Annotated in this window: 24 protein-coding genes; 14 read left to right on the forward strand and 10 right to left on the reverse strand. The window is 46.2% G+C overall.

The features are described from left to right. Window positions 1–339: 339 nt before the first annotated feature. Entirely contained in the window at window positions 340–1,191 is an 852-nt protein-coding gene (ispE, locus tag BAU14_RS11835; protein WP_161900319.1) for a 4-(cytidine 5'-diphospho)-2-C-methyl-D-erythritol kinase, read from the reverse strand. A gap of 279 nt (window positions 1,192–1,470) precedes the next feature. Here ispE and BAU14_RS11840 point away from each other — a divergent pair, with 279 nt between their 5' ends. Together BAU14_RS11840 and BAU14_RS11845 are read left to right on the forward strand one after the other, a co-directional pair. Then, window positions 1,471–1,899, forward strand: coding sequence for an Hsp20/alpha crystallin family protein (locus BAU14_RS11840; protein ID WP_161900320.1), 429 nt, complete (start codon window positions 1,471–1,473; stop codon window positions 1,897–1,899). A 202-nt stretch (window positions 1,900–2,101) separates the two neighbouring features. Continuing rightward, window positions 2,102–2,608, forward strand: a complete 507-nt coding sequence (locus BAU14_RS11845) for an NUDIX hydrolase (RefSeq protein ID WP_202622224.1) — start codon at window positions 2,102–2,104, stop codon at window positions 2,606–2,608. Between the two features lie 173 nt (window positions 2,609–2,781). Here the strand turns inward: BAU14_RS11845 and BAU14_RS11850 are convergent, their stop codons facing one another. The 4 genes from BAU14_RS11850 to rsxC form a co-directional block, all read right to left on the reverse strand. Then, entirely contained in the window at window positions 2,782–4,182 is a 1,401-nt protein-coding gene (locus BAU14_RS11850) for a gluconokinase (RefSeq protein ID WP_161900321.1), read from the reverse strand. 74 nt (window positions 4,183–4,256) lie between these two features. Continuing rightward, complete coding sequence (locus tag BAU14_RS11855) at window positions 4,257–4,838, reverse strand: hypothetical protein (RefSeq protein ID WP_161900322.1); 582 nt, start codon at window positions 4,836–4,838, stop codon at window positions 4,257–4,259. A gap of 11 nt (window positions 4,839–4,849) precedes the next feature. Continuing rightward, window positions 4,850–5,935 carry an RnfABCDGE type electron transport complex subunit D gene (locus BAU14_RS11860; protein ID WP_161900323.1) on the reverse strand — a complete coding sequence of 362 codons (1,086 nt, stop codon included), beginning with the start codon at window positions 5,933–5,935 and terminating at the stop codon, window positions 4,850–4,852. After that, complete coding sequence (gene rsxC, locus BAU14_RS11865) at window positions 5,932–7,257, reverse strand: electron transport complex subunit RsxC (protein WP_161900324.1); 1,326 nt, start codon at window positions 7,255–7,257, stop codon at window positions 5,932–5,934. The genes BAU14_RS11860 and rsxC overlap by 4 nt, the downstream gene beginning before the upstream one ends. A 282-nt stretch (window positions 7,258–7,539) precedes the next feature. Between rsxC and BAU14_RS11870 the strand changes: the two genes are divergently transcribed. The 3 genes from BAU14_RS11870 (at window position 7,540) to BAU14_RS11880 (ending at window position 10,843) form a co-directional block, all read left to right on the forward strand. After that, window positions 7,540–7,908 carry a PadR family transcriptional regulator gene (locus tag BAU14_RS11870; protein ID WP_161900325.1) on the forward strand — a complete coding sequence of 123 codons (369 nt, stop codon included), beginning with the start codon at window positions 7,540–7,542 and terminating at the stop codon, window positions 7,906–7,908. A gap of 166 nt (window positions 7,909–8,074) precedes the next feature. After that, window positions 8,075–9,625 (forward strand): DUF4097 family beta strand repeat-containing protein, encoded by a 1,551-nt coding sequence (locus BAU14_RS11875; protein WP_161900326.1) that lies wholly within the window; start codon window positions 8,075–8,077, stop codon window positions 9,623–9,625. Window positions 9,626–9,871: 246 nt separating this feature from the next. Next, entirely contained in the window at window positions 9,872–10,843 is a 972-nt protein-coding gene (locus tag BAU14_RS11880; RefSeq protein WP_161900327.1) for a GIY-YIG nuclease family protein, read from the forward strand. Between the two features lie 245 nt (window positions 10,844–11,088). Here the strand turns inward: BAU14_RS11880 and BAU14_RS14450 are convergent, their stop codons facing one another. From BAU14_RS14450 to treP, 3 genes are all read right to left on the reverse strand, one after another. After that, window positions 11,089–12,849, reverse strand: a complete 1,761-nt coding sequence (locus BAU14_RS14450) for a metal ABC transporter permease subunit (protein WP_161900328.1) — start codon at window positions 12,847–12,849, stop codon at window positions 11,089–11,091. Further along, entirely contained in the window at window positions 12,846–13,568 is a 723-nt protein-coding gene (locus BAU14_RS11890) for a metal ABC transporter ATP-binding protein (RefSeq protein WP_161900329.1), read from the reverse strand. Before BAU14_RS11890 ends, BAU14_RS14450 begins: the two co-directional genes overlap by 4 nt. A gap of 234 nt (window positions 13,569–13,802) precedes the next feature. Then, the gene (gene treP / locus BAU14_RS11895) at window positions 13,803–15,815 is read right to left on the reverse strand and encodes a PTS system trehalose-specific EIIBC component (RefSeq protein ID WP_161900330.1); all 2,013 of its coding nucleotides are present in this window, start codon (window positions 15,813–15,815) and stop codon (window positions 13,803–13,805) included. Between the two features lie 391 nt (window positions 15,816–16,206). Between treP and BAU14_RS11900 the strand changes: the two genes are divergently transcribed. The 9 genes from BAU14_RS11900 (at window position 16,207) to BAU14_RS11940 (ending at window position 23,182) form a co-directional block, all read left to right on the forward strand. After that, window positions 16,207–18,858 carry a glycoside hydrolase family 65 protein gene (locus BAU14_RS11900; RefSeq protein WP_161900331.1) on the forward strand — a complete coding sequence of 884 codons (2,652 nt, stop codon included), beginning with the start codon at window positions 16,207–16,209 and terminating at the stop codon, window positions 18,856–18,858. A gap of 54 nt (window positions 18,859–18,912) precedes the next feature. After that, window positions 18,913–19,563, forward strand: a complete 651-nt coding sequence (pgmB, locus tag BAU14_RS11905; protein ID WP_161900332.1) for a beta-phosphoglucomutase — start codon at window positions 18,913–18,915, stop codon at window positions 19,561–19,563. Between the two features lie 593 nt (window positions 19,564–20,156). After that, window positions 20,157–20,873 (forward strand): trehalose operon repressor, encoded by a 717-nt coding sequence (gene treR, locus BAU14_RS11910; protein ID WP_161900333.1) that lies wholly within the window; start codon window positions 20,157–20,159, stop codon window positions 20,871–20,873. A gap of 225 nt (window positions 20,874–21,098) precedes the next feature. Further along, the gene (rpmG, locus tag BAU14_RS11915; RefSeq protein ID WP_161900334.1) at window positions 21,099–21,248 is read left to right on the forward strand and encodes a 50S ribosomal protein L33; all 150 of its coding nucleotides are present in this window, start codon (window positions 21,099–21,101) and stop codon (window positions 21,246–21,248) included. Further along, window positions 21,249–21,518 (forward strand): 30S ribosomal protein S14, encoded by a 270-nt coding sequence (rpsN, locus tag BAU14_RS11920; RefSeq protein ID WP_161900335.1) that lies wholly within the window; start codon window positions 21,249–21,251, stop codon window positions 21,516–21,518. Between the two features lie 53 nt (window positions 21,519–21,571). After that, window positions 21,572–21,715, forward strand: a complete 144-nt coding sequence (locus BAU14_RS11925) for a putative metal homeostasis protein (protein ID WP_161900336.1) — start codon at window positions 21,572–21,574, stop codon at window positions 21,713–21,715. Between the two features lie 116 nt (window positions 21,716–21,831). Next, window positions 21,832–22,002: a 50S ribosomal protein L32 gene (rpmF, locus tag BAU14_RS11930; protein ID WP_161900337.1), complete on the forward strand. Its 171-nt coding sequence runs from the start codon at window positions 21,832–21,834 to the stop codon at window positions 22,000–22,002. Window positions 22,003–22,085: 83 nt separating this feature from the next. Next, complete coding sequence (locus BAU14_RS11935; RefSeq protein ID WP_161900338.1) at window positions 22,086–22,472, forward strand: hypothetical protein; 387 nt, start codon at window positions 22,086–22,088, stop codon at window positions 22,470–22,472. Between the two features lie 296 nt (window positions 22,473–22,768). Then, entirely contained in the window at window positions 22,769–23,182 is a 414-nt protein-coding gene (locus BAU14_RS11940; RefSeq protein ID WP_161900339.1) for a pyridoxamine 5'-phosphate oxidase family protein, read from the forward strand. Between the two features lie 145 nt (window positions 23,183–23,327). Here the strand turns inward: BAU14_RS11940 and mprF are convergent, their stop codons facing one another. Together mprF and BAU14_RS11950 are read right to left on the reverse strand one after the other, a co-directional pair. Continuing rightward, the gene (gene mprF, locus BAU14_RS11945) at window positions 23,328–25,907 is read right to left on the reverse strand and encodes a bifunctional lysylphosphatidylglycerol flippase/synthetase MprF (RefSeq protein ID WP_161900340.1); all 2,580 of its coding nucleotides are present in this window, start codon (window positions 25,905–25,907) and stop codon (window positions 23,328–23,330) included. 38 nt (window positions 25,908–25,945) lie between these two features. Then, window positions 25,946–26,131, reverse strand: coding sequence for a hypothetical protein (locus tag BAU14_RS11950; RefSeq protein WP_161900341.1), 186 nt, complete (start codon window positions 26,129–26,131; stop codon window positions 25,946–25,948). Between the last annotated feature and the right edge of the window lie 79 nt (window positions 26,132–26,210).

Raw genomic sequence — 26,210 nt, forward strand, 5'->3', positions numbered from 1 at the left:
CGCCTCATCTCTTCATCTCATCGTCAAAACAAATCGGAATTTTACGATTTGCTGCAGGGATTAATTTACCAGAGAAAAAAATACCCGTCAACCGAAATCGTAAAACTTCCGATTTAAAACGAAATTTTCATTGTAAATCGGAATAAACCCCGGTGTAATAGGATTCGCCATTCATATGAACAATAACACAACTGTCGTTTTACGAAGAATTTTTACCAACACTAACTTTTGTAGACACAAATAAAAAAAGCCCTTTCGAAACCAAGCTTCGCTCACAAAACCTGCAGCTATTGCCGGTCTCAGAAACAAGTCGTCTTCGAAAAGGTCTTTTCTTCCTATTTACTTCAACGTCCGCACTAGATAGACTTCCTCACAGAAGCCTTTCAGGGCATTGTAGATCCGCTGTGCTCGGGAATGCTGCCGACACAATGCAAAAACAGTTGGCCCGCTACCACTCATCAGAGCCGCATCCGCACCATATTTTAGCATGCGGTCTTTGATCTGCTGAATCACAGGATGTCGTTGAATGGTGATGTCTTCTAAGCTGTTGCCCATCTGCCGTATCATTTCTTCGTAATCGTCAGCTTCGATAGCTGCCCGCAACGCACCGATATTCGGATGACTAATCTTCTCCACATCAACTTCGGGAAATACCGTACGAGTAGAAACGCTGATTTTGGGTTTCACCAAAACCACCCAACACTGCGGCATCGGATCAATCAATTGAACCCGTTCACCTTTGCCACCGATAAAAGCGGTGTGGCCATAAAGACAATAAGGTACGTCGGTCCCGATTTCGACGCCGATAGCAATCAATTCGTCTTCTGATAGTCCCAATTGCCAAAGTCGATTCAGCCCTCGCAAAGCGGCTGCCGTATCGGAACTCCCCCCACCTAAACCCGCTGCTACCGGGATATTTTTCTGGATATCAATTTTGACACCGGTTTTGATACCATATCGATTTTTCATCATGGCCACTGCCTGATAAACATTGTTGCGTCGATCTACCGGCAAAAAAGCCTTATTGGTCTCCAAGATAATCTTGTCTTCCATAAGTTCCGTGATGGTCAATCGATCTGCAAGATCCACGCTGGACATGACCATCTCCAACTCATGATACCCATCGGCTCGCTTATGTAGCACATCTAGCCCCAGATTGATCTTGGCGGGTGCTTTTTCTATGATCTCCAACCTGTCACCTGCTTTCTAAAGGAAACAACCGCCGCAAATACAAAAAACTTCCTGTCTTTGCTATCGTTCTTCCAACAAAAATCGTTGCCTCGATTCTATCATAAACCGCCGCATCTGGCATCTTTCGTGAAAAAATCTTAGTTTTTAGTTTGGCTTTTTCTTTAGTAGTTCTCTTAATGAACGGATTCTTGCTGTCCTTCTCGTCGTATCAGTTGATTTCCCTGCCCCATCCGCCTTACAATGAATTTGAAGTAAAACTAACGAAACGAGGGATAGACAATGGCAAACTTGATTCCAAGAGATTTTGACGATTTGAACGCACTACGCAGCAACAGCGAGGAACTGATGGGCAAACTCATGAACAATTTCTGGCAAGACCGGCAGATATCCACCGACATCAAAGAATACGACGATCGCTATGAAGTCGCGGCTGATCTTCCCGGAGTGGAAAAGGAAAATATCACCGTTCACTACGCCGATGATCAATTATCTATCGCAGCCTTTCAGAAAAAAGAGCTGGAAGACTCAGAGGAAAACGGCCGCTACCTACGTCGGGAACGTTCTACAGCCAGTTTCCAACGCACTTTTACCATCCGCAATATTGATGAAGAAAAAATCACTGCAACATTTAAAAACGGCGTGTTGCACCTGACACTACCTAAAAAAACCTTAGCTGATCAGCCAGGGAAGACAATTACGATTGATTAGAAATTGAAAAGCGCTCGGTTGAAGGCTGTAGAGCGGCAACTAGACTGATGGATAACGAGGAATTCGTTCATTTTTCCCTCCACTACTCCTATGCTCCAGTGGTCATCTCGCCGGACTTTCACCGGCGCTTTTTTTGCAGACCTCCAATTGACTTTTACGATAAACATTTCTTTTTAAATTCTTACCTGAATGGAGATTTTCCATGAAGCCTATCTATCATACTGCATTTGGTGTTTACGGTATTTTGTATAATGACAGCAACCAGTTACTCGTCATAAAAAAAACAGGTGGTCCTTATACCAATCGTTACGATCTTCCTGGTGGTAGTCAGGAAGATGGTGAATTGTTAGAAGACACTCTGGTTCGAGAAGTTGCAGAAGAAACCAGCTACTACGCAACTGCCTTCCAGCAATTGGGCGTCAAGAACTTTCTGTATCCCTGGATTTATCGACAATTCACCTACAATAATCACATAGCTGTCTTCTTTCGGATCACGGCCTATGTCTCATCTTTTACCCCAATTCTTTCCTTTGAGGGACAAGATTCTTTAGGCTATGTATGGTTGTCTCTAGATAGCTTGACAGAACAAAATGCTTCCCCTCTTGTTTTGACTGCCAAGGAATACCTACAAACCGGCTTATTTTCAACAGTTGGTGTCCAATTTTCACAATATGAAGTTTTAAAGATTCCCGCTTTTCTTGATTACTAAAAGAGTTGATATGCTAAGAACCGTCGCTAACTGATTACCCAATTCTTCATTGCTTTCAAACTTACTGGTCCATTTTTACTCATCTATTTCTTGATAAATACCCTGCCAGCCATCACTGTAATGAGACGACTGGCAGGGTGTTTGCTGTATTCGGCAATCCAAATAGGTGAGTCTCACACAAAATCAAAATAATTCTCGCTGAGTTTGGCATACTTCTGATAGTTTTCAGGATTCCAAGACAGTTCTGTGCCAGATTTTTTAGGTGGCGTTGGTTTTTCCTTCAGCCAAGCATACAAGCCGAAAATAGGCTCGTTTTCTTCAGAAAGAACGCCTTGGCAGCCTAATATATCCAAAGTCAGCTGTGTGAGAGCTGTTGTTTGGAAAAAACCGCCGCTTAAAGTGATCTCATCGGTGACACCCGCCATTTCCGCCAGTATGTTGACATTTAACAATAGGCCTTCAACGACGCTTCTGATTAATTGTGCCTGTTTAGTATCAACGGTCAGTCCCTGAAACCCAGCTGTAACCGCGGTACGCCAATAGGGTGCCCGCTCCCCGTTAATGAAAGGTGCAAATCTGACCCCGTCTGAACCGACGTCTGTTTGTGCCAGGATTTCCGGCAATTCCTGATAAAAGCGCTGCGGAGCTTGCGGGAAAAATACGTTAGCGGCCCACTGTAAGACACAGCCGCCATTGTTGGAGGGCGCCCCAGTGACGAACCAGTCTTTATTCAAAACATAACAAAAGTTTTGACGGACAGGATCCAACTTTGGCTCTTTGCGCAAAACTCGCACTGCTGCACTGGTACCAATCGTTAAGCTATTAGCAATACCTGTGTAGTGATAGCCGGCAAAAGCTGCTAGACAGCCATCACTAGCGCCGGCGTACACGTTACTTGTCAGCGGCAGACCCAGCTCTGTTGCTAAGTCCGCTGTGATAGTAAACGCCTTTGAACCGTCTACGATTCGAGCCAGCTGCGGCTTTTTGATTCCCAGATAGGCCAGTATTTTTTCATCCCAGCTGCCACTAGCTAACTGATATAGTCCCGTGGCAGAAGCAGTGGCGGCATCAATAACTGTTTCACCAGTAAAGGTCGTCAGCAATAGCTCTTTTACCCCCAACCAGCGGGTTTCTTGCGGATAAGCACCAGTCTTTTGCAGAAAATCAATCTTAGCAAAAGTTGACATGGCATGAATTGGCGTTCCAGTAGCTAAGTAAAAGTCCTGTGCTTGTTGTGTTTTACGAAACTCTTCCATAAAAGGTCCGGCCTGACGATCCGACCAGAGAAAAATCTTGCCGGCTGTAAGGGGCATCTCCGGAGGCTGCGGCAACAGGCTGTGCATAGCCGTACTGAAGGCAATATCAGTAATCCGACTGCGGAAGGTTTCTGGAATTAAACCAATCAATTCCTTGACTGCCGCTAACACCTCAGCAGCTTTTTGATAGCGATCTATCCCATAATCAGAATACGTGACCAGCGCTGCCTGCCCGTGATGGCGCAACTGACCGGCTTCGATAACACCCAGTTTTACTGCCGTCGTCCCCACATCAATTCCTAAAAATAATTCTTCCATCTCCTGCTGCCTCACTTTCTACGCAAAGAAAGTCTAGCCGAACTGCGAAAATTTCGCAACCCAGCCAGACTCTTTCAGAAAATTTCCTCGAAGAAAACGCCACGGAAAAAGGACAAACTCAAAAAAATCAGAAATAGCAAAATCAGCTGAATTGGAAGGCCCTGTAACGGTTTTGGAATTGGTGCAATCCGCAGTCGGTCCTGAATACCAGCAGACAGAATGCCGCAAAGCCAAAAGAAACCTAGACTTAAGCCCCCTTGATAAAGACTGTCTCCCACATCTGCCAGATGCAAGCCGCTAGTCAAAGCCAAAACAATCAGAATCGGTAATAGGACTACCAATTGCCGTTGCGACAAAAGGGCCCAAGTTGTTCGTCCCAGCAGTTTTGCTGTCGCCAAGCTAAAACAGCCGGTAGTCAAGCCTAAAAGCAAAGGTCCCATAACTGGTTCGTTGCCGTTGGAAACAAACGACGGTGGTAGTAACAAAAACAGCAGCAGCCCGCAAGCAGCACCAACAGTAATCATTGTTGTCAAAAGAATGGTTTGTAACAGTCGACTAATCTTATTTGGTTCCCCAATTTGCCGACCATTTTCTTCTGTCAAATTCACAATAGCCACTATGCCAAGAAACATAACTATTCGAATCGCTAAATTCATAAGTTTCTCCCCTATCTATCCAGCTTTATATTCAGCGTAGAATTGCCTGGTTCACCCAGAACCCGGCGCCGAAACAGACGATCAATCAAAGGCACACAACAATTCATGATCAATATCGCATAGCTAACTCCTTCATTCGTAGGGCCCCAAAATCGCAGGATCACTACTAGCAGGCCAATACCGGCGGCATACAAGCATTCCCCTATTATCGTAGAAGGACTGGAGGAATAGTCGGTGGCCATAAAGACAGCTCCCAATAGCAGCCCGCCTCCCAGAATGTGGCCAACTACTGTCTGCCAAGAAGCCAAATTCCCAGGTTCAGCAAATAGCCAAGCCCCTACTGCCACCACAGCGATCATTATTAGCGGAATATGAACCCGGATGATTTTTTGCCAGATCAAAAAAATAGCTGCCAATAAAATCAAAAGTGCCGATGTTTCTCCGATTCGCCCACCGGTATTGCCCACCAGCATGTCCAAAAGTGTCTCGGCAGTTGGCAGCTCGCCTGCTTTCATAGCAGCTAGTGGTGTGGCATGGGTCGTGGCATCTATTGTGGCCTGCTCCACAGCTTCCGGTGAAATTCTGTTAAAAGGCGGATTTGGCCAGCTGATTCGAAACATTTCTTCAAAGAACAAACCTACTAACAGGGCACGTCCTCCTAGTGCGGGATTCAAAAAATTATAGCCGATGCCGCCAAAAAACTCTTTGACAACGACGATTGCGAAAGCCGCTCCGATTACCGGAAAATACCAAGGTGCAGAAGGCGGCAGGTTCATAGCCAACAGCAATCCGGTGACCACCGCACTCAGATCAAAGGTCAGTTTTTTTCCTTGGACCTTGAACCAGATTATCTCCGAAAGCTGTGCCGTTCCCACCGCCAGAATATAAAGTAGATACACTCGCCAGCCGAACCAAAAACCCGATAACAATCCGATTGGCAGCAAAGCTAACGTGACAGTTCCCATGATGCGACGGCTTGACACATCTCCGGTTAAATGCGGGTTCGGCGCGGTTTGCAGCTGACTGCATTCTCCTGCTAACTGCTGGATAGACACTGCCTGTTCTTCAGAAACTGCCTGTTTTTCCAGTTTACTCATTTTTCTGCCGCCTCCTTCTTTAGCTTGCCGATGGTTTGCTTGGCTTCATTGATTGTGGCTGCCAAATGTCGACGAGACGGACAAACATAACTACAACACCCGCAGTTGATGCATTGCTCCGCTTGTAGTTGTTCACAGCGAACCAGCTCACCACTTCGCATCGCTTGATCGATATTTTGTGGCTCCAGACGGATAGGACAGCTGGCCACACAGCGATTGCAGCGAATACACGGTTCTTCGGTAAATAGGCGATCATGACTTCGGTTCAAAACCACCAATCCATTTGAACCCTTTGTTAGCGGTGTGTCTAACTCATGGAGAGTCCGCCCCATCATCGGTCCACCATGAATGATGCGAATCGGCGGTCCACCGATAAAACCACCACAAAAAGCAATCAATTCTCCGGCACAGGTGCCCAGCGGAAATTCCACTACTCGTCGGCTGCCAACGTCACCAGTAATGGTCACATAGCGTCTGGTCAACGGACGATAATCATCGACGGCCTCGGCTAAAGCTTTGGAGGTGGCAACATTCATCGTATAAGCTCCCGTTTCTACTGTCCGACCTCCCATGGGTGACTCAGCACCAATTAAAGTTTCCAAAAGCTGCTTTTCCCCACCTTGAGGATAACGAATCGGTAAAACGTGAACTTCGCAATCTACAATATTCGCACTGGCTTTTTGCATAGCGGCAATGGCTAGTGGTTTATCCGCTTCAATCCCCACTAGAATCTTTTCCGCATGTAAAAGCTCCCGCGCAATCTCTCCTCCGCGGATAATTTTCTGGGCTTCTCGCTGCATGAGATAGTCATCGGCATGGATAAATGGCTCACACTCCGCTCCATTTAACACGACAAAGCGAACATCCACATGATCGGCCGGCTTTAGTTTGACATGTGTTGGAAAGGTCGCCCCACCCAGCCCTACAACACCAGCTTCCCGTACTCTTTCTGCCATTGTCGTCTCGCGACTTAGCTGCTGTACTATTTCTTGATTTGCAGATAGCTCTCGGCGAATGACCACTGCTGTTTGAGTGCCACCGGCTAAGTTAGGGACTTCACGAATGGCTGTCACTTCTCCGGTGATTGAGGCATGGACATGACCAGAAACTTCTGCTTCAGACATCGCGATAATCTGCCCTGCCTGCACACGGTCTCCCACAGCTACTTGAACTTCATTAGGTGCCCCGATGTGTTGGTCAAATGGAATCATTACTTCTATCGGTTCATAAACATAAAGCTCCGGTTCCAATCGAAAAAGTTCTTTTAGCTTCAATGTTGACGGCGCGAAATCTATGCCGCCGGTAAACTTTTGGATTTTCATCGCTCTTCTCCCCATTTCTCGCCGTCTCTGCGCCTTTTTCCTCACTGGCAGCTGCAGCTTTCTTCACAGCACTTCCTTCACTTGAAATACAATCGTTTTCACATATTAATGGTAACAAATTTCACAAGCTGGGAAAAGAAATCAGCTGACTCCTCCAAAAATAAGCAATTTGAAAAAAACTACTATTATTCATACTAAAGTACTATGTACGACAAAGTAGTGTGTGATACAATTAATTCAAACAAAAGCTGATTGCTGTCTCAGCAGAAAGGACGAGAACCTATGACCGAAACAATTTCCAAGGAGATGATTCGCGGCCACGTAGAAACCATCGTGCTGAATATCCTCAGTCAAGGAGATTCTTACGGCTATGCCATTTCCAAAACCGTGACCCAACTCAGCGACGGCGCCTATGACCTCAATGAAGCCACCCTTTACACCGTCTTTCGTCGTTTAGAAAAACAAGGGGCTATTGAGAGCTATTGGGGGGATCAGACCAAAGGCGGTCGGCGAAAATATTATCACCTGACTGCGCAAGGGCAAGAAACGTTGACCGCAGAAGTCGCCAACTGGCAAGTGGCTAAACAAATTCTCGATCAGCTGATTACTGGCAAACTCGCACCACAAACCGCTGCCACAACCGACGAATAATTTCCATTTGAAAAACTAGCTAGCCTTCAGTTATGAGAATTTTTAACCAAGATCAGAAGAAAGCGGTTCTTTATTCCACAACTAAGACGAAAAAAATCCCTGTCGCTATCACTGCTGTGTTCAGGTACAAGTAACTTTTCACTCAAAAGAGAAAGGCGGAAACAAAATGGCAAGTCGCTCAGAAGAATTGATCCAAACACGACTGGAAGAGATCTTCCAGCATTTTGAAGAAAACGAAGAGACCAGAGAATTTTATTTGGAAGTTCAATCTGATTTGAAGGAGGCTGTCTTGGATCGACTAGTGACTGGTGCAACACCGGAAGCTGCCGTCGCCGCTGCCTTTCAAGAGGCCGGTGATTTGACGGAGCCTTTGAGTCAGTTGGCTCCTTTGAAAAAAGACACCTTGGCCCAATTAAAAGAAGAACATGCAGAACAGACTACTTCAATGCAACCAAAAGCGGCGGATTCGGAAAGGACAGATGAAGCCCGCAATGCAACGATCCAGCTTGAAGATTCCGAAGATGCAGACCTTCAGCAATATTTGGCTGGTAACTTGCGGGACTTGGGTCGACAGCTGAAAGAAAACTTTGATCCTTTGAAAAACGACCTTCTTGGTATGGTGGACGACATGATCGGCGAGCCCTTATTGGCAAAAGGCCGGATCAAGGACAGTGCCCAACTGGAAGCCGCTTGGTGGCAAATGCAGGAAAAAGAAACCCTTTTTGATAAGCGCTATCACGTTTTAGGAGACACCATCAGTGAGTTGTCGTTGGAGCATTTTACGCAAACCAACGTGGCACTATTTGCCAGCCAAGACGACAACTTTCAGATTATCGAACGAATCAATCAGCAAGATGAAAGCCTATTTTCTGATTGTGAACAAGAAGATGGCTACCTAATTCTGCGGGAAGGCCCGCGACCACATTTTTCTTGGCAGCTGAAAAGTTGGCTCACCATTTACGTTCCACAACATTTTGCAGGAACACTCCAGATCAATACTACGAGTGGTCGCATCTGGTTAGGCGGTCTGTCAGAGCTTGCGGAAACTCAGCTGGCGACGACTGCTGGTTCACTGATTTTACGAGAGCAAGACAGCCGCTATCTGACGGTTTCTTCGACTAGCGGCAGTGTGGATTTGCGGCAAATACAGGCCGAAGAAGCTGAGGTTAATGCGACTTCCGGTTCAATCCGCATCAAAAAATTTGCTTTACAATACCTGCGGGCAACGACTGCCAGCGGAAGTCTCGGCCTATCTGATGGTCGCTCTCAGGAATTGACTGCAACGGCGACTAGCGGCAGCGTCAAAATTGCCGCCGTCACCGCCGACTATTTGACTGCTGCTACCAAGAGCGGCTCTTTAAAACTTCATGAAAGTAAAATTGGTGAAATAGACGGCAGCACTCGCAGCGGCTCTCTGCATTTTGATGAGCTGCAGACTTCCGGGACGTTAAAAACAACTTCCGGATCGATTAATGGCAGCCGGTTAACACTGACCGAAGAGCTGGAAATCGGTACGAAATCCGGCAGTATTCGTCTGCAGATGGCACCTGAGCAATCCTATGATTTCGACTTGAAATCTGGCAGTGGCAGCACCCACCACAGCGGCGAGATCCACAATCGTTTTTCTTCTCGGAAACAGTTGGCCGGGACCATCGGCACTGCCCCCACCTTCAGCCTGACTGCTACTAGCAAAAGTGGTAGTATCACCGTGAGCTAATTAAGTGCAACAACTAAAAATGGTCAATGTACAACCAGCAACAGACGGCAATCTTCCCTTAAAAAGGCTGGAAGATTGCCGTCTGTCTGTTCGCAGTTAAAGATTTCAGAGGCTGATACTGTCAAGCTTGCTAATTTAGGAACAATCGTAAACACGGCATTTTTTCCTGAAGCTCCTAACAGAAAGGGGCCTCTTTCCAAAAAGGCGGCGCTTGTTTTCCGAGTGGATTTCTGTTATTTTTCATCCATGGAAACTATACAAGACAAACTACGCCGATTGCCAGAACTCCCGGGCATCTACTTGATGAAGGATACTCACGGGGCAATCTTTTACGTAGGCAAAGCCAAAAATTTGAAAAATCGTGTTCGTTCATATTTTCAGCACAATAATCAGCACTCCAAAAAAGTGCAGCGAATGGTTTGGAACATCGCTGATTTGGAATGGCGCGTCGTTGATACGGAGTTGGATGCACTTTTGCTGGAATGCCGCCTGATCCAAGAGCATCATCCACTGTACAATCGGGTGATGAATCATCACCGCAACTACGCCTATATTCATTTAACAAAAAATGGGGCCGAGCTTCTCCAAGAAAAGCTACCTCCTGATTCAGAAGTATCCTCTGCCACTTTTCAGCTGTCAGATGCGCAGGCGAAATCACCGAGTATTGTAGGCCCTTTTCGGCAGTACAAACAGCTTCCTCATTTATTGGAAGTATTGCAGGATACCTACCTGTTGCCAGGCATCAACCATCTGACAGAACTAGCTGTCAAGCGACAACTACCGGATATGGCGCAACAACAACTGACAGACCGGGTTTATCAAGTCCATCTGTTTTTCCAAGGAGAACCCACTGCTTTTTTTGATGACCTGCAAGCACGGATTGCCGCCAGCGCCCAACAACTGAACTTCGAAAATGCAGCGGAACTCCAACATCTGCTAGAAATGGCCCAACATTTTCATCGTTATCTCAAACAGCGGGCGTCTTTTCGGAAACAAACAGCGGTGCTTTTTTCTCTGCCTCTGGCTGACGGAAAGACCAAAAAGCTTTATCTGGTCAGCTGTGGACAGTTATTAGCCACTCAGCTGCTGCCCTTGGAGGCACCGGAAACCTTTGATCTCAAGCCACTGTCGACACCGCCGCCATTGACCAAATCCGCAGTGGATCCAGAAGATATTCTGATGAATTATATAATGCGAGCCACTGCAGAAAACAATTGATGCCAGTGATATCCTAGGGTTCTTTTCATAATAAAGGAATAGACCCCACCGCTATGTCGTTTGTTTGACTGACTGATTTCTCCAATCTGCTTTCTAATGAAAAGACACGTCACTTCCACTGTTTTTAATGGAAGTGACGTGTCTTTTGGGGTTCTCCTTGCGTATTTTTTGCTTCGGAGGACGGTGACTAAACGCTTGTCACTGCCCTGTACGTTTTAATTCCAATTCAAGGAAAATTTTGTTACTTATTCTCCCGCTAATCCGGCATAAATTTTTTCCAGATTCCACTTCATCATATTGTAATAGCTGTCACCAGGGTTCCCGGGTTCAGCGATGGAATCTGTAAAAATCTCTGCGTAAATAGGGATGCCGCTATCCTTTGAAACGCTTTGCATCGGTTTTTTGTTGACGGAACTTTCCACAAAGAGTACTTTGACATCGGAGACCTTCAGTTGGTCCACCAAACTTGTAATCTGTGCGGGTGTTCCTTCTTCTTCCGTATTGATTTCCCAAATATACGCTGAAGGTATTTGATAGGCTTTAGAGAAGTATTTGAAGCAGCCTTCACTGGTCACAATCAGCTTCTCTTTTTCCGGAATGGCTGCAAATTGTTTTTTGGCAGTCGCATCTAATTTTTGTAATTTGTCTCGATATGCCATAAATCGTTCCTGATAGACTGCTTGATTGTCTGGGTCCTTTTCTTTTAGCGTCTGGTAAATATTCTCAGCGTACAAGATACCATTTTCGATATTCAACCACGCATGGGGATCTTCCTTGCCAGCCTCCGCCGCGCCTTCTAGATAGATCACATCGACACCATCACTGACGGCAAAATAGTCCTGTTCCGGTTTTTTACCCGCGTTATCCATCAGCTTAGTGAACCAACCATTGCCCCCTGTTTCTAAATTTAAGCCATTGTAAAAAATTACGTCGGCCTCTACTGTTTTGCGCACATCTTCAGCTAAGGGTTCATATTCATGGGGATTTTTTCCCACCGGTACGATGCTGTGGAGCTGGACCTGATCGCCGGCAATCTCTTTTACCAGATCCGCCACAATCGAGTTTGTAGCAACTACTTGTAATTTTTCTTCCGCTGCTGCCGGTGCCAAAAAGCGTTGATAGCCGAAAATTCCCAGTCCGACAGCTGCCACTGCAATTGCTGCCAGTTTCCATTGTCTTGTACGTGTCTGCTCGTTTCGCTTTGGAGACAAAAGAAAACCTACCAAAAAGATTGCGGCGGCGGTCAATACGATACTGGATCCTGCCGCCAGATTGAAGCTGTAGCCAATGAAAAGCCCGATGATGGAAGAAATACCACCGATTGCAGAAGACAAGAGGATCATGTGTTTCAGCTGTTTGGTGAAAAGATACGCAGTCGCAGCTGGTGTAATCAGCATAGCTACCACCAAGATTGTTCCGACACTTTGCATTGCTGTCACTGAAACCAACGTCAACATCAACATCAGCAGGTAGTGATAGCGATTGACCTTCATCCCGAAAGCCTTGGCCATCATCGGATCAAAAGACGTCAAGAGCAGGGGGCGATAAAAAATCACTAATAGCGCGAGCACCAAAACGGCGATTGCAATCGTAATCCATTTGTCACTGTCTTGAACTGCCAAGACATTCCCAAATAAAATATGGAACAAATCAGTGGAGCTGTTGGCTACTCCGATCAAGATTACCCCCAGCGCCAAAAAGGAACTAAAGGTAATCCCGATAGCTGTATCGCTCTTAACCGTGCTATTGTTTGAGATATAGGTAATCAAGACACTGGCCAAAATCCCAAAAACAACAGCACCTACAAAAAAATTGATTCCCAGAATAAAAGACAATGCAACTCCCGGCAGTACTGCGTGGGAGATGGCATCTCCCATCAACGACATCCCCCGTAAAATGATAAAACAACCAATTGCACCGGCGACAATCCCAATAACCAGCGATGTAATCAAGGCATTTTGCAAAAAGTGATACGCCAGCAGACCTTCAATAAAATGTGCAATCATGTCAGATCCCCTCCAATCAAAATGGCATCCCCATAAGCTTTTTTCAAATTATTTGGCGTAAAAACGTCAGCCGTCTTACCAAATGCAATCAACTCTTTATTTAAAATCAAAACAGAATCAAAATAGTCACGGACTTTTCCTAAATCGTGATGCACGATAAAAATTTGGCGTCCAGCCCCTCGCAACTGTCGCAATAATGCCATGATAATCTGCTCACTGGCAGCATCAATTCCCACAAACGGCTCATCTAAAAAGATCAGCTGAGCATCTTGCACCAGCGTTCGTGCCAGCAGCACTCGTTGAAACTGCCCACCAGACAGCTCTCCAATCTGGCGTTTGGCGAATGCTTCCATTTCAACAGCTGCCAGTGCGGCCATGACTTTGGGCCACTCTTTTCGCAACGATTGCCAAGGCCTCAGGTTAGGATATAGTCCTAGCGAAACAACTTCAGCCACGGTAATGGGAAAACTATAGTCTATGGCACTTTTTTGCTCTACATAAGCAATATCCCGCTGAACACTCTTTAATGGCTGTCCGTCGACGGTTACACTGCCTTTTGCCGGAATTAGTCCCAATGCGGCTTTGATAAACGTCGATTTACCCGCACCATTTGGTCCAATCAGACCGACGATTTGCGGCCCAGTTACGGTAAAACTCACATGGTTTACGACAACCTGCTGTGGCGAATAGGCGGCCGTAATATTTTCAAAACGAATCATCTGCTTCACCTCGTTAATTATTTTCGGTTAACCGAAAAATATTGATGTTGCGCTCAGTATACCCTATCAATTATTTTTCGGCAAGCCTAAAAATCACGTTGCTGGTTTTCATGTTAGGCAACCGCCACTCATCAGATCAGCTGCCTTTTAAAAGCCAACGTTTTTTGCAGCATAAAAAGCCGTTGGAATACCCTTCTCGGCGTATTCCAACGGCTTCGATTTTTTGAATAAAGTTTAGCCGATAACGTCCACATGCCCGATGCGGCTTTGTTCAACGACTTCACCGGAATTATCCAGTGTCAAACTGGCAATTTTTTCGCCATTGGTAAAGACTACCAGCACATCTGTTTCTTTACCAGCAGCTTTTACTGCCTCTAGATCCATTTCTGCCAACAGGGTTTCTGGTGTGACCCGGTCGCCTTCTTTGACTTTGACATCAAAAGGCGCCCCCTTCAATTCGACAGTATCCAGCCCCATGTGCACCAAGACTTCAGCTCCACCAGCGGTCTTGATTCCGATGGCATGTTTGGTTTCAAAAACACTGATTACTTGCCCGTAAACCGGCGCATAGATTTCCTGCGCTTTTGGTCGCACGGCAAATCCATCCCCCATCATTTTTTGTGAAAAGACTGGATCGTTGACTTGACCGATGGCGATAATCTGACCTTCCACTGGTGCATAGATGATTTCTTCTGTTACCGTATCAGGTGTCGCTCCGGCAACTTCATCTTTTGCCATATCCGCTACTGTCACAGCCGGTCCACTACCCGCTGCGCCGGCACCTGCTAAGGCTAAACCACCCTCATCCAGCACGGGTTCTACTTTATTCAAGGCTTTAACATTACGCAGCACATAGGTCATAACAAAGGTAACTGCCATCGTCAACAGCATCGAAGCAAATACCCATGGATAACTCTTGATTGGGAAAGATAAGAACCCAGGCAGACCGCCGACACCAATTCCCAACGCTCGTGAACCCGTCACCGTAATCAAAACTGCCCCTACAGCAGAACCGATCATAGCAGCTACAAAAGGATAAACATATTTCAAGTTGATCCCAAACATCGCCGGTTCCGTAACTCCCAAGTAAGCAGAAATTGTCGATGGTACTGAGACTTGTTCTTCTTTTTTATTGCCTTTGTGTTGGAAATAAATAGCTAAAACGGCAGTCCCTTGTGCAATATTTGACAGCATAATCATCGGCCATAAGTTGGTGGTACCAAAATCTGATACTAACTGTTGGTCGATTGCCAATGTCGTATGGTGCAGCCCGGTAATTACTAACGGTGCATATAGCCCGCCAAATACCAAGCTGAACAACCAGTTCAATGAAGAAGACAGACCCGCATTAACAACAAAGGAAATACCGGAACCAATCTGCCAACCGATTGGGCCTAAAATAACATGAGCCGCGATGATTGTTGGCAACAGTGAAAACAGTGGAACAAAAATCATAGACACGGCTTCAGGAATCCGTTTACGGAAGAAGCGTTCCAGATAGACTAACAAAAAGCCTGCCAGCATCGCCGGAATAACTTGCGCTTGATAACCGATTTTTTCGATAGTGAAGTAACCGAAATCCCAAGTCCAGTTGGCTGCAATGTCAGCGGCGCTTGTTCCATTGACGGCATAAGCATTCAAGAGTTGTGGTGACACCAACGTGATCCCCAAGACAATCCCCAGAATTTGAGTCGTCCCCATCTTACGGGTAATGGACCAAGTGATCCCTACTGGTAAGAAGTGGAAGATTGCTTCGGCTGGCAGCCATAAGAACCCGTTGACGCCGTTCCAGAAGGTCGAGGCTTCTGTGATAGTCTGGTCATTTAAAATCCCTAGTGGTACCCCTTCCAAAAAATTGCGGAACCCGAGAATTAACCCCCCGATGATGATTGCCGGCAACAATGGCGTAAAGATTTCTGCCAGCGTTCCGATTGCTCGTTGAATCAGGTTCTGATTTTGTTTAGCAGCAGCTTTGCTCTGCTCTTTGGATACGCCTTCAATTCCCGATACAGCACTGAAATCATTGTAAAAAGTGGGGACGTCATTGCCGATAATCACTTGGAACTGCCCGGCATTGGTGAACATTCCTTTTACGCTGGGAATATCCTCAATCGCTTTTTCATTGGCCTTGCTTTGATCATTCAGAACAAAGCGCATGCGCGTGGCACAGTGAGTCACAGCGGAGATATTTTCTTTGCCGCCGATCTCCTGCAACAGCTTTTCAGCATCTTCTTGATACTTGCCCATAAGATTAGGCTCCTTTCTTTCACACGACTGTCTCCTTTGACCTTAGCCAATCAGACAGCAAAAACAACACTTGTATATATAAGTTCAACTACAAAACAATCATAACGGGAACAGCAAAATAATGCAAGCGTTTTACTTAGTTTTGTTGAATATTTTCCTTGTTGGACTTTCTGCTACCATGTCAACAAAAAAGCCCTACTATTAATGTTTCTGTTTGTTGCATAATTATTGCATACCATTAATTGCGAAATTATTAATATCTAACGGATAACATTTGAAATCGCTGACAAAGTTCGCTATAATAAAATTGCATGTATAGACAAGTTGGCAGAAGCAGGCTCTCAAATAGAAAGGAGCGCAGGAAGATGGCGATCATCTTCCGCTACCGAATATGAAACTAAACAAGATAACCATCCATGACCACAATTGGCAGGCCGAAACACCAGATGGTCAACAGCGCAGCTTCACTGGACTCCCTTCAGAAGCCGCAATCGAACTAAAAAATTGGCTGCAACGACATCCCGCTGACGGTGGTATCCTAAACAGCCCCCAACCGGTTTTAATTGATTTTCCTGAAGGACTCTTGGAATTGTCCCAGTGGCTGACAGAAAATCTAAACCAACCCTACGTTGCTAATACCACAGAAGCAGACTTTGCCACCGCTGCCCAACAGCTTTCCTGGCGCTTGGATTATTACGGGTTGCGTCCGGGCAAAGACGAATACTCAGTTGAATCCCTTTTAACCGTTGGTAATGGTTTTATGGGCTTGCGGGGAACGACTCCGGAGATGGAAATCAGCGAAGCGACCTATCCCGCGACCTATCTAGCTAGTCTTTACAACACCGCCTATTCCCAAGTAGCAGACCGGACCATTGCCAATGAGGATTTCGTTAATGCCCCTAATTTGCAGAAAATTTATCCCGTGATTGATGGTGAAAAAATCACAGTCACAGCAGAAAATGTTTCCTCGTTGCATCGTTCGCTGGATCTGCGCACAGGAGTCATGACGTCTAGAGGAATCCTCCAATTGGCAGACGGCCGTAAACTGGCAATAGAAACCGAAAAGATCGTCAGCATGGCTCAGCGAGAGTTTTACAGTCTGCGTTATCGGGTGTCACCCATCGGTTTTTCCGGTGAAATCCAATTAGTCACAGAAGCAGACGGCACAGTCTACAATTATAACGTGGCTCGTTACCGCAGCTTGGAAAACCGCCATCTGGAACTCTTGAAAACTGCCGTCGATGGCCCGCGGGCAATGCTGGCAGTCCGCACCAAAAACTCGAAAATTACTCTTTTGCAACAGTCTTATCTAGCCGGATCGCTTTTGCAAAATGCCACTCTCACTACTGAGGCTACCGCGGAAAAAGTTTTCCAAACGGTAACCTTTGCAGCCCAGGCGAATCACTGGTATGAAATTGAAAAGACTGTTCGAGTAGCTCAAGCTCGTAAAGAAGAACCCCAGCTGCCATTAGAGTTAGCTGCAACAGCATTTCCTAAGTTTTCCGAACTAGCCCAAGCTTCGGCGGCGGCTTGGCAGCAGCTATGGCAAAAAGCGGCGGTAACTGTCGAAGGCGATCTCATGAGTCAGAAACTTTTAAATATCCATACCTTTCACTTGCTAGCTTCAGCTTCTCCCAACGGAAATCAAGAGCTGGATGCGTCTGTCACTGCCCGTGGACTTCATGGGGAGGCTTATCGTGGGCATATCTTCTGGGATGAGCTTTTCATCTTGCCTTTTTACATCCTGCGTTTTCCTGAAACTGCACGTCAGCTCTTGCTGTATCGCTACTTGCGCTTACCGGCTGCTAAAATTGATGCCGCCAATGCCGGTTATCAAGGGGCGATGTTCCCTTGGCAATCAGGGCTTGAAGGTACCGAGCAATCCCAAGAGCTCCACCTGAATCCGATTAGCGGCGAATGGAAAGAAGACCACAGCCGACGTCAGCGCCACGTTTCCTTAGCTATCGCCTACAATGTTTGGCAATATTGGCACAACACCGGTGATCGAGAATTCATGGAAAATTACGGTCTCGAACTGATCTTGGAGATTGCTCATTTTTGGCAGAGCATCGCCCAGTTTGATGAAGCAAAGAAACGCTACTCCATCGCCGGTGTTATGGGCCCGGATGAATTCCACGAAGCCTATCCGGGAGCAGCAGAAGGTGGCTTAAAAGACAATGCCTACACCAATATGATGGTGGTCTGGCTCTTTGAAGAAGTTGCCGCTTTAAAAGCTGAATTAGGCAGTGAAACTTTTGCAGCCGTCCAAGAAAAGACCGGAGTCACAGACGCGGTGGTTGCAACTATGGAAACTATTCGCCACCAGCTGCGGTTAGTGATTGACGAGGCTGGTATCATCGCCCAATTTGACGGCTACTTCCAACTTAAAGATCTAGACTGGGAGGCGTATCGGAAAAAGTATGGCAACATTTACCGATTGGACCGTATCTTAAATGCCGAGGGCCAGTCTGCTGACGACTATAAAGTGGCCAAGCAAGCAGACAGCCTGATGATTTATTACAACTTTTCTAAAGGCCAAGTAGACGAGATTTTGCAAGACCTGGGCTATAAAGAGCAACTGCCGCAAGACTATGTCTCCGCCAATCTTCATTATTACCTGGCTCGTACGTCCCACGGATCTACTTTGTCTCGCGTCGTCCATGCCCAGCTGGCGGCAATGGTGGGTGAGAACGATCTGGCTTGGCAGCTGTATCAGGAAGCCCTGTATTCTGATTATCGGGATATTCAAGGCGGGACCACTGCCGAAGGAATCCACGCCGGTGTCATGGCAGCAACCTTGTACATCCCCCTCACCACTTTTGCCGGGATGGATGTCCGCGAAGACCTCCTGCACTTTGAGCCGCATCTGCCACAAGCTTGGAAGTCAGTGGCCTATCACATTACCGTGAAAACTATCGACTATTCCGTGAAAGTCACGACTGACGAGGTTATCTTGACTGCTAGTCAGCCGACTCGTGTTATCATCAATGGAGAAACCATCACCTTAAAAGCCAACGAACAGACAGCCATTGCCTACTCGTAACTGGGCAGTAAAGCAAAACCTGTAAGCCAAACTATAAAAAGGAGCAATCATTTCATGAAAAAAGGGTTAGTATTCGATCTGGACGGTGTAATCACCGATACTGCAAAATTCCACTTTCTCGCTTGGCGGGATTTAGGCAAAGAGATTGGCATCGATGTTGATCTTAAGTTCAACGAGCAATTGAAAGGAATCAGTCGCATGGATTCGTTGGAGCGCATCTTAGTTCATGGTGGGCGCCAAAACGATTTCACCCAAGCTGAAAAAGAAGCTTTAGCCGCTAAAAAAAATACCCACTATGTTGAATTGCTGCAGGATCTGACACCGGCAGACTTGCTGCCTGGAGTCAAAACCTTCTTAGAGGAGGCCCAAGCAAAAAAAGTTCCTTGTGCCATCGCTTCCGCCTCCAAAAATGCACCTTTCATTTTGGAAAAACTGGGCGTTATCACGATGTTTGCTGCTATCGTGGACCCGGCGACACTCCACAAAGGCAAACCGGATCCTGAAATTTTCATCAAAGCTGCGGAAATGTTAGGCTTTACACCAGAGGAATGCGTCGGGTTCGAAGATGCACAAGCTGGACTGGATGGCATCAAAGCCAGCGGAATGTACGCAGTCGGAGTCCTCTCCGGGGAACCACTGCATGGAGCCGATCAGACCGTCCACGAATTGACGGAATTGGATCTGGATCAACTACTCCAAAAATGATCTAACACGCCACGGTGGAATAAGAGCAGCTGTCTTTAAGTCAGAAAAACAAACGAGGCTGGTGACAACTGCGCTATCACCCTCCGCTGAAATGAACCTAACCAAATCTCAGACACACAAAAGACAAGTAACTTCCATTAAAAATTAGTGGCGGTTGCTTGTCTTTTCATCGTTAAACCTTTCAAACACTGAGAAATTTTGCTTTTAGCCAGCTGCATTGGCGTCATTTCCTTTTTCCTATTCGTTTTGTCACTTTTTCCTACAGCTACTTTTATTACTATTCTTTTATAGAACAATGACCAGATGCGTATCAGCGCCCCACTTCTCAGCCTTCCACTTCCTTCAAAAGCAGAAAGCCTTTACATTTTTTTATAAGAAACCCTGGAAATGCCGGATCGTGATTGTTTTTATAAGTAAAAATCCCTATAATGAAGACAACTGGGGGAAGTTGACTAGACAAGTTGTCCCCGCTATTTATACATGCCCAGTAGTCAAATTGTCTTTTGGCTGTTGGTCCAAGCTCGCAGCGCCATATTTGCCTCTGCCCGTCCTTTGCAGCTTGATGATGCATGATTACCTAAGGAGTTGTGTTCATGAATAAATTTCGTGAGATCTTTTTAGATTTGGAACAAAAGATCATCAATAAAGAATATCCGCCGCAAAGCCTGCTGCCTAGCGAAAATCAGCTGATTCAGATGTACGGTGTTTCCCGTGAAACAATTCGTAAAGCATTGAATCTATTGAAAAATGCCGGCTATATTCAGAAAAAACAGGGAAAAGGTTCCATCGTGTTGGATATGAATCGTTTTGATTTCCCTATCAGCGGATTGACGAGTTTCAAAGAGCTCCAAAACGCTCAGCATATTCCCAATGAGACCCACGTCGCTGAGCTGAAAAAGATTGCCGTCTCCCCCAAGCTGCATCAAATCACCGATTGGCCAGTAGCTTCTGAGGCTTGGAAGCTGATCCGCCAAAGAAAGATTGATGGGGAAGTAGTCATCTTAGATCGAGATTATTTGAATGCCGGTATCATTCCCTTATTGCCCGAAAAAAAAGCCCAGGACTCCCTTTTTCAGTATTTTGAAAATGAGTTGGGCTTAGAGATTTCCTATGCTCAAAAGGAGATCACCGTCGAACCAGTCAATAAAGAAATCCGTGATTTGATGACCTTGACGCCGGAAGACCAGCATGTGGTGATTGTCCGCAGCTTGGTCTATTTGGAAGATACTCGTTGTTTCCAATACAGCGAATCCATCCATCGCCTGGACAAATTCCGCTTTGTAGATTTCGCTCGGCGACGACGGGTCTGAGCCTGATTTTAACCAGCTTTGAACTAGCTAGATATATCAGCTAGTTTGAGGCTGGTATTTTTTTTGAGCAAAAATCCTTGACGTCTCTGCAAGCGCCTGTTATACTTTCTCAGTTCAAATCGTAAAGATTTCGTTTTACACCTTGTAAATCGAAATCATTTCGACTACTTGCGACTTTTGACACCCTGACGATTGTTGCTATCTGCAAAAAAGGAGCGAACAGTTATGAGACAAACGATCACATTGGAACACGCCCCTACTGGTGAGCGCCTGTACCTTACCACTAAAAATAAACGCAATACCCCTGAACGGCTTGAGCTGAAAAAATATTCGCCCAAGCTTCGCAAACATGTAATTTTTAAGGAGACGAAATAAATGGCTAAAAAATCTAAAATCGCCAAAGCCCGCAAACAAGAAGCACTGATTGCTCACTATGCGGAGCTGCGGCACGAATTAAAAGCTGCCAAAGACTATGAAGGTCTGGCAAAACTGCCCGTCGACAGCAACCCCAACCGTTTGAAAAAGCGGGACCTGATTGATGGACGCCCCCGTGGCTACATGCGTAAATTCGGCATGTCCCGGATCAACTTCCGGCAATTGGCCCACAAAGGGCAAATCCCCGGCGTAAAAAAAGCCAGTTGGTAACCAACTGACACCGGAGCTCTCCGGTAAACAAAGAAAGGAGTGCCCCTATCCCTATGGAAAAGCAAGACTTGAGTAGCGCTTACCGCCGACTCAAAAGCCCAAATATCAAAACACGCAAACGTGCATTGAAGATCATCCATGACTACAAACGGGCTCGTAAAAAAACTTATTATACCCAATTAACTATCGGCAACTAAGCGGCGGCGAAAGAAAAGAGCAACATTTTTTCAGCTACTTCCTTGTTTCATCAGCTTAAAACCCGCAATCAGTTGTCTCGTTACTAGGATCAAACATAAGAGAGGAGGTCGGCTTCATGGCAGTACCCGCACGAAAAACATCTAAAGCTAAAAAACGCCTGCGCCGAGGACACCACGCTCTTTCGGCAGCAGCCATCACTTTTGACGAAACCACCGGTGATTACCATCGCAGTCATCGGGTATCACTGAAAGGCTACTACAAAGGCCGGCAAGTCATTGACAAATAAGCAGGGTCTTGGCCATTGCTCTGAATAATAGCTCATCCCCCCTGGCCAGTCACCACTCCCGAAAAGAAGAGGAGGTCCACCCCATGCAGATTATCTTTCCCCCGCTAGTAGAAGAAGGCTATCGCTACTGTCGACAACAAGGAATTGTGACCACCAAACAGGAAGTCTTTTTGGAGTTGGTGGCTAAAGGGATTTTGAAAGAAAATGGTGATCCCACCGCTGCTGCATTATCCGCCGGTTACGTGGCTGACTTTACCGAGGTGCCTCAGATGACCTTTGCTGAATTTTTAGCAGTGTATCCTGTATTTCAACGGTATCCGGTTGAACATTTTACTCAGTTGGACGGCTTCTGGGAAATCGATCGCGACCTATTAAAGACCTTACAACAGGAGCTGGATGCAAATTACCTGACTGCTGATGAAGAGCTGCAATTGGCCGCCTTTTTGGAAGACCGGCAGCTGGCAGATTGATAGGAAGCTCCCTAGTAACAGGCCTGTTTTCAGACTGTCTACAAAGGAAACAAACCAAATAAGATCAAGCAAAAGCTGGCCGGCCTCCATTAAAAAAGATTGGAAGCGGACCGGCTTTTATTGACTAAACATTTCAAATGCCGACCTTCCTTGAACACAGGGAAGCGAATCTTCCCACAAGGAAACAAACCATTACCCTTTTTTCTGCAATAGGATTATAATACTTACGAAAAGTTAGTTTGCGATTCCACTGGAGTACAGCGCCAATCGCCGGATATGGAAAGGAAATGGTAACAATGACTGTCACACTCACCGAAGATATGAAAAATATGATTGCTGCCCAACTGAGCTTTATCGCAACAGTGGACGAAGCTGGGCATCCTCAGATTGGCCCCAAAGGAACGCTGCGGGTCTTAGATGATACTCATCTGATTTATAACGAACACACAGGCAAACAAGCTTGGCACAATGTTGAAGCCAACCATAAAGTCGTTGTCGCCACCGTTGATCACGCTGCTTTCAAAGGCTATCGCTTCGAAGGTCTTGCTGAAGTCCATCAAGCAGATGCCATTTATGAGGAAGCTGTGACCTTTGCAGCCGGCCATCATGTACCAAAACCCGTGGCTGCTGTCGTGATTGACTTAGAACGCATCTACAAATTGGATGCTGGTCCTAATGCCGGCGACCTTTTGGAAGGAACTGCCTATTAATCACCAGTTAAAGACAAAATAAATACCTACCTCTAATTTGAAAAAAACGTCAGGATCTGCCGCAGTTTTGCTGCAGTGATGCCTGACGTTTTTGTTTTTCATTTGCTAAAAAATCAGCAGATTCAGGATCGAATGAATGACGTGTTCACAAGCTGCTACGTTCTTCCAAGGCCTCTTCCACCAGAGTTGGCCCTTTGCTGCGACCACGTCCTATTAATGCTAACAGCTGTCCGGCAGCTAAGTAGAAATTGGACCCCTTTCCGTATGCAAAGTAGCATCCTTCCCAATAGCTGGCAAAGGGCTTTTTGCCACGAAAATTTTCCTGAAACTCATAAAACGCGTTGCCGTAATTGTAGATGACATTCATCACCCGTTCTTGGAAGAAAGATGACGGCGCGTCCCCCACATGAGCCAATGGCGCCATCCCAATATCGCAATAGTGATAGCCGTCCTTTTCCCATTGAAGCATCATATTTAGTACCAGATAATTGGCCACATCCTGATCCATGTCTTCTCCCAAACGCAATAAGTCATAGGAAACCCATTCGTTACAAATCGGCTGTTGGGTAGCAAAGGCCACGATTTTGTTCTGCTGGTTGCGTACGATCCCGACTGGTGTAGCCAAAATATAATCCACGTCAAAGCGACCACTGGCAAAGAATTTCTCACGTTGCCCTGCCAGCCATTCGTCACTCACTCGCTCCAATTCCTGCAACAGCTCGACTGGCAGCTGCCGATAATAGGTGAAGTGATAGCCTTGCGTCGATGCTTTGCGGTAGCTATCTGCCCGCAAGAAATCTGGCAACGGCCCCGTGAAATCGACAGTTCCCGACTCCCCGATTTTGGTAAATTCAAAGCCCAAATCATGAAGCAATACCACGTAGGCTTCACTGATCCGATAAAAGGCCAGCTGGTACCCCAACAAATCCGCTTCCTTCAAAAAGGCTCGTGTCGCCTGCCGAAAATAGGCTGTGTCACCAATGGGATCTCCCAGTACAAAACAGCGATTGCCTTTGAATTGGAAGCCAAATGCTACTTTGTCCTCGCCATCTTCCTGATAATAATACATCTGATAGCCTGCCAGCCGCAGCTTGTGGCTAGAGCGGGTGCCACCATAGCGGTTGAGAAGCTCATTGAAACGCTGCGTCTCAAACTCTTCACCCACCCGCAGATCTGTTTGTGAAAGATATTGTTGCAGCCCGAAAAGCACCAGTAATGAGAGGGCCAAGCCAATCAAGCCGGCGAACCAGACATCCTCAGACGGAAACAAGATGAAATTGCCCAGCATTTCATTGTTCCACCATTGTCCGCGATGAAATCCCGCCACGGCATACACGATCAACAAGGTGCCAAACAAGCAGCCATCAAAAATCAAGGCTCCCCAAGAGTAGACAAACTTCTCGCGATAGAACTCTTTACGAGCCAACCAGACTGCCAATAAAATCAGGCAGTACACGACAAATAGTCGCGCCGACCGGGTTCTGGTGATGGTATTCATGATTCCAAATACCAGTACAGCGATAGTGGGCAGATACGCTCTTTTGACCTTCGCGTAGAGGGCCCGTGCCAAACCCAGCAGTAAAAAGCCCACCAGTAAGTTCAATGTCTGATCCAGAAAATCAAAAGAAAATGGCAATAGCACCTTGAAAATCTGACTGACTGCCGACAAATTACGCACCGTCGACAACAGCACCATCATAATTCCACCAAAGTAAACCGCCAAAATGACAATAAAATGAGCCGCCTTTTGCAGCATGATACGAGGCAGATTGTCAAAAAAGCGGTTCAACCTCACACTGCTGCGGGTCAAAAAGAGTACCAGCCCAGAAACGAAAGGTACCAGATAATAAAACAGACGGTAATACAATAGCCAAACCACTGTCTGGTTTTGGGAAAAGCCCAGATTGCTCATTCCTAAAATCATCATGACATCAAAGGTACCCATCCCACCAGGTACCATCGTCAGCATCCCAATCAAAGTCGCAATCAAGAACATCGGATAAACATCCGTTACAGCAAACTGCAGATCCATCAGACGACCGATTGCCAAAAAGACTGCCAGCGCACCACTCCATTGACAAAAAGAAGTTGCCACCAGCTGCAAGACGCCTTTAGGAAACAAGTCGGCAAACAACCGCCTGCGCCGTAGATAAGCCAATACCAACAGACCTGGCGCCAAAACACTTCCAATCGTCAGCCAGAGCCAGTAACTGCGAAACTCCGGATGCCACCCGAGACCATAGACTTGCACCGCTAAAATCAATGACCAAACTGAGAGGCCGCTCACCATAAACAGCGCCACTTTTGAGACTGTCGCCAAAACTTGCTTACGATCGATATCTTTGCCGTAAAAATTCGCCCGTAAACTAGCTCCTACGATTCCACCAAACCCGGCTAGATTGTTGATGGTATTGGTGGTCCAAGCCGAAACAAAAAAATCACTCCAGCGCATTTTAGGCTTGCCCTTTTTCTCCAATGTTCTTACGGTTACCCAGTCGTAGCCCAGCATTGGCAGTACCCCAACAAGCCCCAAAATCGCCATTAGCAGCAAGGTAGGTTTTGCTTGTTGATCCATTGTTTCCTTGACTTCCTGCCAACTCATGCCGTGAGCGATATTGATCACTTGGTTAGCGACAAAGATCAAGATTGAACCGAAAAACAACAACCTCAACAGCAGGCTATGTTTTTTTATCCAATCTGAGAATGTATGAAGCATTGTTTTCATGGAGACCCCTCCGAAACTATTATGTACGTATCTATGATTTAAATGTTACTTGATATTATAGCATTTGCCAAACTAAAATCCCCTGAACCGGAAAGAAACGGAAATTTTGCCTTTTTGGCAGGCAAGGTGTACCATGTAGCAATTGAAACTGTGAGCAATTCAACTGGTTTTTGGCTGCTGATTGTTGGCAAAAACTTGGCCTCGTCAGTATCTTTTTGTCGCAAAGGTAGCCACCTTGCCGCTGAGTTTATCTTCAAGTCCAAACTCAGTGTAATTTAGAAGTAAGGCGTACGTGCACTTGCG

Origin of the sequence: Candidatus Enterococcus leclercqii (assembly GCF_009933135.1) — a bacterium.
GTDB classification, from domain to species: domain Bacteria; phylum Bacillota; class Bacilli; order Lactobacillales; family Enterococcaceae; genus Enterococcus_C; species Enterococcus_C leclercqii.

Bases quoted from the DNA above. Each gene is read 5' to 3' on its own strand.
- BAU14_RS11840 (WP_161900320.1), top strand. From the start codon at position 1,471: ATGGCAAACTTGATTCCAAGAGATTTTGACGATTTGAACGCACTACGC.
- BAU14_RS11845 (WP_202622224.1), top strand. From the start codon at position 2,102: ATGAAGCCTATCTATCATACTGCATTTGGTGTTTACGGTATTTTGTAT.
- BAU14_RS11850 (WP_161900321.1), bottom strand. From the start codon at position 4,182: ATGGAAGAATTATTTTTAGGAATTGATGTGGGGACGACGGCAGTAAAA.
- BAU14_RS11855 (WP_161900322.1), bottom strand. From the start codon at position 4,838: ATGAATTTAGCGATTCGAATAGTTATGTTTCTTGGCATAGTGGCTATT.
- BAU14_RS11860 (WP_161900323.1), bottom strand. From the start codon at position 5,935: ATGAGTAAACTGGAAAAACAGGCAGTTTCTGAAGAACAGGCAGTGTCT.
- rsxC (WP_161900324.1), bottom strand. From the start codon at position 7,257: ATGAAAATCCAAAAGTTTACCGGCGGCATAGATTTCGCGCCGTCAACA.
- BAU14_RS11870 (WP_161900325.1), top strand. From the start codon at position 7,540: ATGACCGAAACAATTTCCAAGGAGATGATTCGCGGCCACGTAGAAACC.
- BAU14_RS11875 (WP_161900326.1), top strand. From the start codon at position 8,075: ATGGCAAGTCGCTCAGAAGAATTGATCCAAACACGACTGGAAGAGATC.
- BAU14_RS11880 (WP_161900327.1), top strand. From the start codon at position 9,872: ATGGAAACTATACAAGACAAACTACGCCGATTGCCAGAACTCCCGGGC.
- BAU14_RS14450 (WP_161900328.1), bottom strand. From the start codon at position 12,849: ATGATTGCACATTTTATTGAAGGTCTGCTGGCGTATCACTTTTTGCAA.
- BAU14_RS11890 (WP_161900329.1), bottom strand. From the start codon at position 13,568: ATGATTCGTTTTGAAAATATTACGGCCGCCTATTCGCCACAGCAGGTT.
- treP (WP_161900330.1), bottom strand. From the start codon at position 15,815: ATGGGCAAGTATCAAGAAGATGCTGAAAAGCTGTTGCAGGAGATCGGC.
- BAU14_RS11900 (WP_161900331.1), top strand. From the start codon at position 16,207: ATGAAACTAAACAAGATAACCATCCATGACCACAATTGGCAGGCCGAA.
- pgmB (WP_161900332.1), top strand. From the start codon at position 18,913: ATGAAAAAAGGGTTAGTATTCGATCTGGACGGTGTAATCACCGATACT.
- treR (WP_161900333.1), top strand. From the start codon at position 20,157: ATGAATAAATTTCGTGAGATCTTTTTAGATTTGGAACAAAAGATCATC.
- rpmG (WP_161900334.1), top strand. From the start codon at position 21,099: ATGAGACAAACGATCACATTGGAACACGCCCCTACTGGTGAGCGCCTG.
- rpsN (WP_161900335.1), top strand. From the start codon at position 21,249: ATGGCTAAAAAATCTAAAATCGCCAAAGCCCGCAAACAAGAAGCACTG.
- BAU14_RS11925 (WP_161900336.1), top strand. From the start codon at position 21,572: ATGGAAAAGCAAGACTTGAGTAGCGCTTACCGCCGACTCAAAAGCCCA.
- rpmF (WP_161900337.1), top strand. From the start codon at position 21,832: ATGGCAGTACCCGCACGAAAAACATCTAAAGCTAAAAAACGCCTGCGC.
- BAU14_RS11935 (WP_161900338.1), top strand. From the start codon at position 22,086: ATGCAGATTATCTTTCCCCCGCTAGTAGAAGAAGGCTATCGCTACTGT.
- BAU14_RS11940 (WP_161900339.1), top strand. From the start codon at position 22,769: ATGACTGTCACACTCACCGAAGATATGAAAAATATGATTGCTGCCCAA.
- mprF (WP_161900340.1), bottom strand. From the start codon at position 25,907: ATGAAAACAATGCTTCATACATTCTCAGATTGGATAAAAAAACATAGC.